Origin of the sequence: Pseudomonas syringae (genome assembly GCF_000737245.1) — a bacterium.
GTDB classification, from domain to species: domain Bacteria; phylum Pseudomonadota; class Gammaproteobacteria; order Pseudomonadales; family Pseudomonadaceae; genus Aquipseudomonas; species Aquipseudomonas syringae_J.
Genome location: NZ_JPQU01000016.1, coordinates 18,880 through 31,715, shown reverse-complemented (window position 1 = coordinate 31,715; position 12,836 = coordinate 18,880). Strand labels below are relative to the sequence as shown.

Sequence of the window (12,836 nt, the reverse complement as noted above, 5' to 3'; positions counted from 1 at the left end):
ACGCCAAGAAGACTTTTCTGGATTCAACAAACACACGAACCCGATGGCTATACGTCTTGTTTCCGGTGTTTATCTTAGAATAGCCTTTGATGCCTAAGCCGAACGAGCTCTTCGTCACCGCGCTGCCCCAGTGGATTTCTGGACAAACACCAAAAATCCGGATACTGAAAACGTGATGAAAGCTCCCGGGATTTAGCTCTTTAACTCAATCCCGAACAGGCTTGGCCCCACTGCTGACAGATACAACGTGTCAAATATCGAAATTGGCTTTAATAAAAAACCTGTTGAATGCTTGAAGAGTGCCTGCCGGAAATTCATACAATTCAGTAGGCACTCAGAGAGCTTTGTTTGGCTGTCAGTCGAAAATCTCCACAACCCCCACCACCTCTTCCCCCTCGTCCGCTATCACCGGCAGGGCTTTGATTTTTCGCTCCAGCATGTACATTTCGGCTTCCGAAAATTGCGTGCTGGCCTTGATGGTATGAGGGTTGCGACTCATGAAGCTGGATACGTCGTCGTTGACTGTCTGCGGGTTGTCCAGCAACGCTCGTCGCAGATCGCCATCAGTAACAATGCCCGCCAACTTGCCTTCGTCGATGACAACTGCCAAACCCAGGCGACCTGCTGTCATGACCCACAAGCAATCATGAAAGCTGGTAGTCGGTGTAACCGTGGGCATATTGGTGTGCATGACGTCGCTGACCTTAGTCAGCAGTTTTCTACCCAGGCTACCGCCGGGATGGTACCGGGCAAAGTCCATTGGCTTGAACTGCAATGCGTCGATCAGTGCGACTGCCAGTGCATCCCCCATGGCCATGGTTGCGAGGGTGGAAGTTGTAGGCGCGAGGTTGTTCGGGCAAACTTCTCGCTCGACGGAAATATCAAGCCAGATGTCCGCATGCTTTGCCAATATCGATTCGCCATTACCCGTCATGGCGATAATTTTATTGCCGAAGGATTTGAGACTCGGAATGAGTTTCACCACCTCCTCAGTCTCGCCGCTATAAGAGATGAGAATAATCACGTCACTCGGCTTGAGCATACCGAGGTCGCCATGCAAGGCTTCCGCCGGATGAAGAAACAGGCTTGGAGTACCCGTAGAAGCGAAAGTAGCGACCATTTTTTGGCCAATCAATCCGGATTTACCCATCCCGCAAACAGCGGTGCGTCCTTTACAGTTCAATATCAGTTCGACCGCGCTTTCGAACTCATCAGCAATGCGGTCCGCAAGTTTTTTAATCGCTTCAGCCTGAACGGTAAGAGCCTCTTTGGCGGTGAGAATATGTTTCATTACGAACAATGCATCCTTGAAACTTAAAATGAAACAAATTTTAACTAAATCAAAAGATTTAACAAAATTACATATGTAACGGAACATGCCAGAGGTGCAGCAAGCTGCTGATAAAAAACCTCAGGGATATACGTCTTTCTAAAGCGGAGTTAATTTGACCAGCTTTGAATTCAGCCGACTACAATCTGGTAAAACGGTGTACTGGCTCACCCGCAAAACGCTGCAAAAGCGCCTGGCCCTTATGCTGCCGGATATCGACATGAATGAAGTTGTAACTGTGACTGCCGAGCTGTCCGGCAACGCCTCCTTCGTAAACTATGTGCGGCATCACACACTTACCCACCTGCCCAGCGGCGCGGTGCTGGATGTTGTGGAGAAATCCATCCGCAAGCTGGGGTTTGTATCCAGTCTTGAAGCCAGTTTTTACCGTGAGAGACATCTGTTCGCCGACAGCATTCACTTTCAGCATCCGCCCTGTCATGCACTGATCGACACGCCGTGGGAAAGTCTGATCTTTATTCAATTCGTCGAAGGAAAGGCCCCGCACCTACACGCTATCGCTGAAAAAATCGCACGGGGTATCGCGGAGATCGAGAGTGTTTCCAGGCAACATTTGCGGGATTCGTCGAGAATCCAGGGTCTGAAGCATTGGCGAATGGATTTCTTCCGACTTTGGTACCTCCTGCGCCCGCGCTTCAATTTTTCACGATTGCTTCCAAGTGTCCGTGCGTTGGCCACGCAAGATACTCGCTTCGCTGGCCTGGAAGCCCAGTTGAGACCATTCATTGCGCAAGTCAGGGAAAATGCCCGCGCAGCCCAGCGTTCACCTCGTTGCTATTGCCATATGGATTACTTGCGGAAAAACCTGTTCGTTTCAGAGCAAGGTCTACATCTGATCGATTGGAGCGAGGTAAAAGTAGGCAGGGTCGGCTTCGATGGCGGTGCTTACTTGAGTGCCGTGTTCCGCCGCAACAACATGTTGCGATTCAGGCAAGTCAGCGAAGAGTTTTTAACCGCTTATTCACAGGCGCTCACCGATGACGCTGACAGATCACTGGCGATTGCCAACGTACGCTACGTATTCCTGCTAAACAGCCTGTGGTACTGCATGCGGCCGCAGACCATCGCCGAATATTCCAGAACGGAAAACCTCAACGAGTTACGGGAAAAGTTCGAGTACCTGCTGACTCTGAAAGTCGTGTAATAGCATGGACTCGCCCAGGGCGAGTCCATCAAAAAGCCTATGACTATCGGTCAGTCTTGGGCCCCTACCTCCACATGGTCACCCCGCAACCGCGCCGGCCAGACCCGCAGCCGCTCATCCGGAGTCTCGACACAAACGCCGTCCTCCAGGCCGAAATGCTGTTTGTACAAGGGCGCAGCCACCACCAGTTTGTTCGCCAGATTGGCAATCAGCCCACGGCCGATGATATTGGCGCCTGAGCGAGGGTCGCGATTGTCGACCGCATACACCCTACCGCCGCCCTCTTGGTCCGGCAGGAAAAACAAGGCGATCTGCGCGCCGTCCAGCCAGGCAACCACCCCGGAGTTGGGTACGAGGTCGTTGCGCGCACACACCGTGCGCCACGTCGCATTCACTTCGGTCAGCACAGCATTCAGACCACTCATCACACCACCTCCGTAGCGGTAATCAGGTTCAATTCATCAAGACGCGCCGGACGTCGCTGGCCGCGTTCTTTCACGAAATGGATATCAGGGTCCGCGCCATTGGCATTGACGAAGGTGCGGAAACGCTTGAGTTTTTCCGGGTCCTTCAGGGCGTTGGCCCATTCGCATTCATAGCGATCAACGACCAACTGCATTTGCGCTTCCAGCTCAACCGCGAGACCGAGGCTGTCATCGATCACCACCGCCTTCAGGTAATCCAGACCACCTTCCAGACTTTCGCGCCATACCGAGGTGCGCTGCAGTTTGTCTGCGGTGCGGATGTACAGCATCAGGAAGCGGTCGATGTAGCGAATCAGGGTTTCGTCATCCAGGTCAGTGGCGAACAGTTCGGCGTGACGCGGGCGCATGCCGCCGTTGCCGCTGATGTACAGGTTCCAACCCTTCTCGGTAGCAATCACACCGACGTCCTTGCTCTGGGCTTCGGCGCACTCGCGGGTGCATCCTGAGACGGCGAACTTGAGTTTGTGCGGCGAGCGCAAACCCTTGTAGCGATCCTCGATGCGCAGGGCCATTTTCACGCTGTCCTGCACGCCATAACGGCACCAGGTGCTGCCGACGCAGCTCTTCACGGTGCGCGTGGACTTGCCATACGCGTGTCCGGTTTCGAAGCCGGCGGCGATCAGTTCGGACCAGATGTCCGGCAGCTCGTGCAACTGGGCGCCAAACAGGTCGATGCGCTGGCCGCCGGTGATCTTGGTGTACAGGTCGTACTTTTTGGCGACAGCACCAATGGCGATCAAACCGTCCGGCGTAATCTCGCCACCCGGAATGCGCGGCACAACCGAGTAGGTGCCGTTCTTCTGCATGTTGGCCATGAAGGTGTCGTTGGTGTCTTGCAACGGCACCAGCCAGGGCTCCATGATCGGCCGATTCCAGCACGAGGCGAGGATCGAGCCGACAGCGGGCTTGCAGATATCGCAGCCCAGATGCCCTTTGCCATGACGGGCCAGCAGCTCGTCGAAGGTTTCGATGCTCTCGACCCGCACCAGCGAATACAGCTCCTGACGGGTATAAGCGAAATGCTCACACAGGCTCTTGTCGACTGTGACGCCCCGGGCAATCAGCTCATGCTCGAAGACCTGCTTGAGCAGCCCGGCGCAACCACCGCAACCGGTGGCGGCTTTGGTCTGGCTCTTGAGCCCGGCCAAATCGCCACAGCCGGCGTCAATGGCGCAGCAGATCGCACCTTTGCTGACGTTGTGGCAAGAGCAGATCGTTGCAGTGGCGGGCAACGCATCCACGCCAAGGGTGGGTGCCGCTTCGCCCTGGGGCAGAATCAGTGAAGAAGGGTCCGCAGGCAGCTTGATGCCGTTCTGGATGTATTGCAGCAGCGTGTCGTAATAGCTGTTATCCCCTACCAGCACGGCGCCGATGGCCTGTTTACCGTCAGCGGACACTACAAGACGTCGGTAGCTGGCCGTGGCTTCGTCGATAAAGCGATAGCTGCGTGCCCCAGCAGTGGCGCCGTGAGCGTCGCCGATGGAACCGACGTCGACACCCAGCAGCTTGAGTTTGGTGGACATGTCGGCGCCCACAAACGACTCGCCCTCGGCTGTACACAATTGCGCCGCCACGCTGCGAGCCATCTGGTAACCCGGAGCGACCAGGCCGAAGACGCTGCCGTTCCAGGCGGCGCACTCACCGATGGCATAGATGTGCGGGTCGTTGCTGCGGCAGTTGCTGTCGATGGCAATACCGCCCCGGACGCCCAGCTCCACCTGGCACGCTTTGGCCAGCGCATCCTGTGGGCGGATGCCGGCAGAAAACACGACGAGATCGGTTTCGAGAAATTCATCACCGGCGAAATTCATGCGGAAGCGATATTCGCTGCCCGGCGTGATCGATTGAGTAGCGCGGGATAAGTGCACGCTGACGCCTAACGCCTCGATACGCGCCTTGAGCGCGACCCCACCCGCCTCGTCCAACTGGACCGGCATCAGGCGTGGCGCGAACTCGACGACATGGGCTTCCAGCCCCAGACTTTTCAGCGCATTGGCCGCCTCGAGTCCTAGCAGACCGCCGCCGACCACGACGCCGCGACGGGCATTTCTGGCGGCTGCGCGGATGGTGTCCAGATCCGCCAGGGTGCGATAGACCAGACGCGAATCACCGGCCGCGCCTTCAATAGGTGGCACAAACGGGTAGGAGCCGGTGGCCATGATCAGGTGCGCATAGCTGACACAGCCATTGGCGGTAATCACTTCCTTGCGTGCCCGATCAATCTCCAGTACCGGTACACCCAGATGCAAGGTCACTCCGGCACGCTGATAGAGCGCCGCGTCGCCAAGGGCCAGGGATTCAGCATCGCGACCACCGAAGTACTCGGACAGATGCACGCGATCATAGGCGCGCAGCGGCTCTTCGCTGAACACGTGGATCTGGTAGCGGCTCAATGCACCGCCTTCCACCAGTTGCTCGACACAGTGGTGGCCGACCATGCCATTGCCGATTACCACCAGGTTTTGCAGATCACTCGCCAACTCGCTGTTCATAGATGCACCCATCAAAGCCGATCCGGTTTTTTCAAAGCAAAAAAAAACGCCTGGAACCAAAAGGTTCCAGGCGCCTTTGCCTGTTCGTGCTGCGGGCCCATGGGCCTGACGCAGTCATTGTTACCCGGGCCATTGAGGGGCCAAACGATCGCCGTTGATCGACCAGGTATCCCACTGGCGACTCCGCCGCGGGTTGAACAGGCTTATGCAGTGGTTGTGCCAGAAAGGCTGGGATGGTCTGCAAGCCCCGTTTCTAGGGCTTGCACCAGTCTTGAGAGATTTTAAGGAGACACGCACGACAAGGCCCAAAACAGTGCGATTCGAACACGGCATGCCCCACGGCGAGGCGATTCCATGCAATCGCAACCCCTTCGATGTACCTGAAAATCCACCTCAAAGGCCCCAGCCTCCGACGCCGCCCGTTGTTGGCCCAGCCATTGCTACACACATGCAAAGGCTATCAACGACGATGGTCATCTATCAGGCAACACCTCACGACAAAGGCGCCGTGCAGCTCCCGTTGAAAAACGGAGAAGCAGCATGGCGCCTTTGTCGTTTCTGCAAGAGAGAACGGCGATGGCGAATTCCCTTGAGGTCAGCAAGACAGTACGCAGCGTATGCCCCTATTGCGGCGTGGGCTGCGGCATCGTCATGCAGGTGGAAAACAACCTGATCGTTAAAGTCTCCGGTGACAAACAGCACCCGAGCAACTTCGGCCGCTTGTGCACCAAAGGCAGCACCTGCGCAATACCGGTCGCCAACAGCGGGCGGATGGAACATGCCTTCATGCGCCAGGAGCGTAATCGCGACCCGGCACGCATTGGCATGGACCAGGCGATTCAGGCCACTGCCAGCCGCTTGCGGGCGATCATCGATGAGCATGGGCCCGACGCATTCGCCTTGTATGTCAGCGGACAGATGTCCCTGGAAGCCCAGTACCTGGCCAACAAGTTGACCAAGGGTTTTATCCGCAGCAGCCATATCGAATCCAACTCGCGCCTGTGCATGGCCAGCGCCGGCAGCGGTTACAAGCTTTCCCTCGGCGCTGACGGGCCGCCCGGTGCTTACGACGATTTCGAGCACAGCGACGTGTTTCTGGTGATCGGCTCGAACATGGCCGACTGTCATCCGATTCTGTTTCTGCGTCTGCTGGATCGGGTCAAGGCCGGCGCCAGGCTGATCGTCGTCGACCCACGGCGCACCGCTACGGCGGACAAGGCCGATCTGTTACTGCAAATCGCGCCTGGCACCGACCTGGCGTTGCTCAATGGTCTGTTGCATTTGCTGGTCAAGAACGGCCACACGGACGCGGCCTTCATTGCCGACTTCACCGAGGGCTGGGAGGTCATGGAGGATTTTCTGCAGACCTATACGCCCGAGCACGTCGCGCAGTTGACCGGCCTGGCCGAAGCGGATATCCGCCAGACTGCGCAGTGGATCGGCGAAGCAGCCAACTGGATGAGTTGCTGGACCATGGGCCTGAACCAGAGCGTGCAAGGCACCTGGCACACCAACGCGCTGTGCAACCTGCACCTGGCCACCGGCGCCATTTGTCGAACCGGCAGCGGGCCGTTTTCCCTGACCGGGCAACCCAATGCCATGGGCGGCCGGGAAATGGGCTATATGGGTCCGGGTCTACCAGGGCAGCGCTCGGCGCTGGTGGCCGAAGACCGGTCCTTCATCGAACAACTGTGGAACATCGAAACTGGCAGCCTGCGCGCCGAAGGAGGCGACGGCACCGTGGAGATGTTCAAGGCCATGGCCGAAGGCAGCATCAAGGCTTGCTGGATCATTTGCACCAACCCGGTGGCCAGCGTGCCCAATCGCCAGCAAGTGATCGATGGCCTGCGCAAGGCTGAGCTGGTAATCACTCAGGACGCCTTTTTGGACACTGAAACCAACCGCTACGCTGACATCCTCCTGCCGGGTGCGCTGTGGGCCGAAGCTGAAGGGGTGATGATCAACTCCGAGCGCAACCTGACCCTCACCCAGCAAGCTGTACAACCGCCCGGCGAGACCCTGCCGGATTGGCAAATCATCGCCCGCGTCGCTTGCGCCATGGGCTATGCAGACGCATTCAGCTACGCCAGCGCCGCTGAAGTCTTTGAGGAAATCAAAGGAGCTGCCAATCCAAACACCGGCTACGATCTGCGCGGCGTCAGCTACGAACGCCTGCGCGAATCCCCGCTGCAATGGCCGTGCGCCACGCCGGACTCGTCCGACCGCAACCCCATTCGCTACCTTCAGCAAGCCGGCGCCGCAGAGCGGCCAGGCGTGGCCTTCCCCACCGCCAGCGGCAAAGCGCAATTCTTTGCCCGCCCCCATCTGCTGCCTGCCGAGCTGCCGGACGATGACTTCCCGCTGGTGCTCAACACCGGGCGCCTGCAACACCAATGGCACACCCTGACCAAGACCGGCAAAGTGCCGGCGCTGAACAAACTCAACCCCGATCCTTTCGTTGAAATCCATCCTCTCGACGCCGAGCGGTTGGCGATCAAACCGGGCAATCGGGTGCAGATCCGTTCGCAGCGCGGCGTTGCAGTGTTACCTGCCGTGCTCAGCGACCGGGTGCGGCCGGGCAATTGTTTTGCGCCCTTTCACTGGAGCGATGTGTTTGGCGAAGAGCTGGCGGTGAATGCCGTGACCAGCGACGCCGTGGACGCTATTTCACTGCAGCCGGCGTTCAAATATTGCGCGGTGGCCCTGCAAGCGCTGCCCTCGCCTGAACCTCAACCTGAAACAATCCTGCCGGTATCGACCAACGCGAATGCCAAGGAGTTTGCGCCGATGCAAATCGACGCCTTCGCCCGCGCGCTTAACCTCGAAAAGGCCGCGCCACTGGCCTTGAATGCCAACCAACAGTTGTACCTGAGCGGTTATCTGCTGGGGTTGCGCAGCGCCGAAAGCACACAAGGCGGCGTGCCGACGTTGCCCGCCAACGCCCCGTTCGGCGCGGACCAGCGTCTGCTGCTCAATGGTCTGCTGGCGGGGTTGTTTTCCCGAGGCGACGAAGCGCAGCCCCTTACTCCGGCAAGCCCTGAATGGCTGGTGCTCTGGGCGTCGCAGACCGGCAACTGCGAAACCCTGGCCGCCACGTGCGCCCAACGCCTTGGCCGCGCCGGTCAGCCTGCCCGGGTGCAAGCCATGGACAGTGCCAACCTCGAACAACTGCGCAAAGCCGCAGGCGTGTTGCTGGTCACCAGCACCTTCGGCGACGGCGATCCGCCGGACAATGCCAGTGATTTCTGGCAAGCGCTGCTCGACGCCGAACCTCAGACCCTGAGCGACAGCCGCTTCAGCGTGCTGGCCCTGGGCGATTCCAGCTATCAGCAATTCTGTGGTTTCGGCCGCAAGCTCGACGAGCGTCTGGAGGCGCTGGGTGCCGAGCGGATTCAGCCGCGTCTGGAATGTGAGCCAGATTATGCAGAGCCCGCCGAACAATGGCTGGCCCAGCTGTGCGGCAAGCTGGCGTCGACCCCGAACCCGGACGCTCCAGCCGACGACACCACGCCTGCCCCACCGGCGAGTGCCGACAGCAATCCCTATACCCGCGCTCATCCGCTGCGTACCAGGTTGCTGGCGAATCGTCGGCTCAATGGCGAGAGCGCGGAAAAGGAAACCCGCCACCTGGCCTTCGATCTTAGTGGCCACGATTTTCCGTACCAGGCGGGCGATGCGCTGGGCGTCTGGCCCTGCAATGCCCCCGAGCTGGTGGATGAGCTGTTAAGCACTATCGGACTGGACGGCTCTACTGAGGTCCTACTCAACAATCACCCGCCTATGTCCTTGCGCACGGCCCTGAGCGAGCATCTGGAAATCGCCCGCATCAGCCCGGATCTGCTGCGTCGGGTGGCGGACCACAGCGCCAGCCCGCAACTGCGAACCCTGCTGGAGGTGGACAATCACGGCGCCCTGCAGGATTGGCTGTGGGGTCGGCAGCTGCCCACCTTACTGCGCGAATTCCCCATGACGCTGGAAGCTGAGCAATGGGTGCAACTTCTCAAGCCGTTGCAGCCGCGGCTGTACTCCATCAGCTCCAGCCCGAACCTGACGCCCAATGAAGTGCATCTGACCGTCGCCACCGTGCGTTATCAGCATCAGGATCAAGCGCGCGGCGGCGTGTGTTCGACCTTTCTTGCTGATCGCGCCGAAGCGCAAGGCGTGCGGATTTACCTGCAACGGTCTGCGCATTTCCGCCCGCCCAAAAACCCTGAAACGCCCCTGATCATGATCGGCCCAGGCACCGGCATCGCGCCGTTCCGCGCCTTTCTCCAGGAGCGTCAGGCTCAGGGTGGCAGCGGCAAGAACTGGCTGTTCTTTGGCGAACAGCGCGCCCGCACTGATTTCTATTACCGCGAAGAACTGCGCGACTGGCAACGCAGCGGTTTGCTGCAGCGCCTGGATACGGCGTTCTCCCGGGACCAGAGCGAGAAGATCTATGTCCAGCAACGCATGCTCGAAGAAGGTGCCGAGCTGTGGAAGTGGCTGGAACAGGGCGCGTATGTCTGCGTGTGCGGCGATGCCAGCCGCATGGCCAAGGATGTCGATGCCGCGCTGAAGAAGATTGTGCAGATGCATGGCAAGATGAGCAGCGGTGCGGCGACGCTCTACGTGAGTGACATGAGCAAAGAGCGCCGCTACCTGCGCGATGTCTATTGAGCAGGGCCAGATGACACGTGTTTCAGGCAGTATTTTTTTCAAGCAGCATGATTCAGGAATAACGGCATGAGCGATAACAGCAACGACCTCGCAGCACTGCATGCATTAGCCTGGGTGGCAGGCAGCGACGGCCCGGAAAAGAACGAGCTGAATATCGGTTTCATGCCGCTTAGCGACTCCGCCTCTGTGGTGGTCGCTGCCACTCAGGGGTTCGCGCAACCTTATGGGCTGACCCTCAACCTGCGGCGGCAGCCGTCCTGGGCAGGCGTCAACGACAAACTGCTGAGCGGCGAACTGGACGCTGCTCACTCGCTGTACAGCATGATTTACGCCATTCAGCTCGGTATCAGTGGCGCGCCGGCCACCGACATGGCGGTGCTGATGGGGCTCAATCAGAACGGCCAGAGCATCAACCTTTCGCAACCACTCAAAAATGCCGGCATCACCAGCGCCAGCGCTTTGAAACAACGCGCCGATCAGGCCGGTGAAAAACTCAACTTTGCGCAGACTTTCCCTACCGGCACCCATGCCATGTGGCTGTATTACTGGCTCGCCAGTCAGGGCATTCATCCGCTGCAAGATGTGAATAGCGTGGTGGTCCCGCCGCCGCAGATGCTCGCGCACTTGCAGGCCGAGCGTATCGACGGCTTCTGCGTGGGCGAACCCTGGTGCGCCAATGCCTTGGCCCAGGGTCAGGGTTTCACCATCGCGACCAGCCAGTCGATCTGGCCGGACCACCCGGAAAAAGTCCTGGCCTGCACCCGGGAGTTCGTCGAGCAATACCCCAACACTGCCCGGGCGCTGGTGATGTCGGTACTGGAAGCCAGCCGCTTCATCGAGGCCAGCCAGGAAAATCGCCGCAGCACCGCGCAGCTGTTAAGCAGCAGCGATTACCTGGACGTACCGCTGGCCAGCATCGAGCCGCGCTTTATGGGCAATTACGACGATGGCCTCGGCAAGCAGTGGCATGACGCCCATCCGCTGAGTTTCCACAACCATGGCGCGGCGAACTTTCCGTACCTGTCGGATGGCATGTGGTTCCTCACCCAGTTCCGGCGTTGGGGCCTGCTGCGTGAAGACCCGGACTACCTTGCGGTGACACGTCAGGTGCAGCAGCTTGACCTTTATCGCCGGGCCGCCAGCAGCCTGGAAATCCCAGTGCCAGACAGCCCGATGCGCAGTTCGCGATTGCTCGACGGCAGCATCTGGGACGGCTCCGACCCGGCAGCCTACGCCCGCAGCTTTGCCCTGCATGCTCGTCATGACCAGTAACCGGAGGCTCACATGTTGCGCATCCTGCTGATCAACGACACCTCGAAAAAAGTCGGCCGCCTGCGCACCGCGCTGAGCGAGGCAGGCTTTGAAGTGATCGACGAGTCCGGTCTGACCATCGACTTGCCCGCCCGAGTCGAAGCGGTGCGCCCGGACGTGGTGTTGATCGATACCGAGTCCCCTGGCCGCGACGTGATGGAGCATGTGGTGATGATGACCCGCGACCAGCCGCGCCCCATCGTCATGTTCACCGACGAGCACGATCCGGCGGTGATGCGTCAGGCGATCAAATCCGGGGTCAGCGCCTACATCGTCGAAGGTATTCATGCCCAGCGCCTGCAACCGATCATGGACGTGGCGATGGCCCGCTTCGAAAGCGATCAGGTCCTGCGCTCGCAATTGCAGGCCCGTGACCAGCAACTGGCCGAACGCAAACGCGTGGAACTGGCCAAGGGCATGCTGATGAAAATGAAAAACTGCAACGAAGAAGAGGCCTACACCCTGATGCGCCGCCAGGCCATGAGTCGGCAACAGAAGTTGATTCAAGTGGCGGAGCAGATCATCGCGATGAATGAGTTGTTGAACTGACAGCGCTTCGTCCGACACACCGCCATCGCGGCCTCGCGGTGCTCGTGCGCTCCTACAGATGATCACCGAACCTGTGGGAGCGGTGCTTGGTCTGGGCCGCATTCGGACGATGCAGGCACCACGGTCCAACAGGCACACCGCGTCATCGTTCATCGCGGGCAAGCGCGCTCCTACAGGCGATCACCGACCTCGTTGGAGCGAGGCTTGCCCGCGATGCAGGCGCCTCGGTCCAGCAGGCACACCGCGTCATCGCTCATCGCGGGCAAGCGCGCTCCTACGGGTCAGCGCCGTACCTGTGGGAGCGGTGCTTGCCCGCGATGCAGGCGCTGCAGTCCAGCAGGCACACCGCGTCATCGTTCATCGCGGGCAAGCGCGCTCCTACGGGCGATCACCGACCTCGTTGGAGCGAGGCTTGCCCGCGATGCAGGCGCCTCGGTCCAGCAGGCACACCGCGTCATCGCTCATCGCGGGCAAGCGCGCTCCTACGGGTCAGCGCCGTACCTGTGGGAGCGGTGCTTGCCCGCGATGCAGGCGCTGCAGTCCAGCAGGCACACCGCGTCATCGTTCATCGCGGGCAAGCGCGCTCCTACAGGCGATCACCGACCTCGTTGGAGCGAGGCTTGCCCGCGATGCAGGCGCCACGGTCCAACAGGCACACCGCGTCATCGTTCATCGCGGGCAAGCGCGCTCCTACAAGTCAGCGCCGACCAGTGGAAGCGAGGCTTGCCCGCGATGCAGGCGCCTCGGTCCAGCAGGCACACCGCGTCATCGTTCATCGCGGGCAAGCGCGCTCCTACAGGCGATCACCGACCTCGTTGGAGCGAGGCTTGCCCGCGATGCAGGCG

General features: G+C 59.7%; 7 protein-coding genes. 4 read left to right on the top strand and 3 right to left on the bottom strand.

What is annotated here, in order from left to right; genetic code table 11:
- Positions 1 to 355: 355 nt before the first annotated feature.
- Positions 356 to 1,291, bottom strand: coding sequence for a KpsF/GutQ family sugar-phosphate isomerase (locus IV01_RS22350; RefSeq protein ID WP_032625613.1), 936 nt, complete (start codon positions 1,289 to 1,291; stop codon positions 356 to 358).
- A 154-nt stretch (positions 1,292 to 1,445) separates the two neighbouring features.
- Here IV01_RS22350 and IV01_RS22355 point away from each other — a divergent pair, with 154 nt between their 5' ends.
- Positions 1,446 to 2,495 (top strand): phosphotransferase family protein, encoded by a 1,050-nt coding sequence (locus tag IV01_RS22355; protein WP_229636078.1) that lies wholly within the window; start codon positions 1,446 to 1,448, stop codon positions 2,493 to 2,495.
- 50 nt (positions 2,496 to 2,545) lie between these two features.
- Here IV01_RS22355 and nirD read toward each other — a convergent pair whose 3' ends face one another.
- Positions 2,546 to 2,920 (bottom strand): nitrite reductase small subunit NirD, encoded by a 375-nt coding sequence (nirD, locus tag IV01_RS22360; protein WP_032625611.1) that lies wholly within the window; start codon positions 2,918 to 2,920, stop codon positions 2,546 to 2,548.
- On the bottom strand, positions 2,920 to 5,472 hold the full coding sequence (gene nirB, locus IV01_RS22365; RefSeq protein ID WP_032625610.1) for a nitrite reductase large subunit NirB: 2,553 nt from the start codon (positions 5,470 to 5,472) through the stop codon (positions 2,920 to 2,922). Before nirB ends, nirD begins: the two co-directional genes overlap by 1 nt.
- A 576-nt stretch (positions 5,473 to 6,048) precedes the next feature.
- Between nirB and IV01_RS22370 the strand changes: the two genes are divergently transcribed.
- From IV01_RS22370 to IV01_RS22380, 3 genes are all read left to right on the top strand, one after another.
- Entirely contained in the window at positions 6,049 to 10,131 is a 4,083-nt protein-coding gene (locus tag IV01_RS22370; protein ID WP_032625791.1) for a sulfite reductase subunit alpha, read from the top strand.
- 66 nt (positions 10,132 to 10,197) lie between these two features.
- A complete protein-coding gene (locus IV01_RS22375; RefSeq protein WP_032625609.1) occupies positions 10,198 to 11,403 on the top strand; it encodes a CmpA/NrtA family ABC transporter substrate-binding protein in 1,206 nt (401 codons plus the stop codon).
- 12 nt (positions 11,404 to 11,415) lie between these two features.
- Positions 11,416 to 11,991 (top strand): ANTAR domain-containing response regulator, encoded by a 576-nt coding sequence (locus IV01_RS22380; RefSeq protein ID WP_032625608.1) that lies wholly within the window; start codon positions 11,416 to 11,418, stop codon positions 11,989 to 11,991.
- Positions 11,992 to 12,836 lie beyond the last annotated feature (845 nt).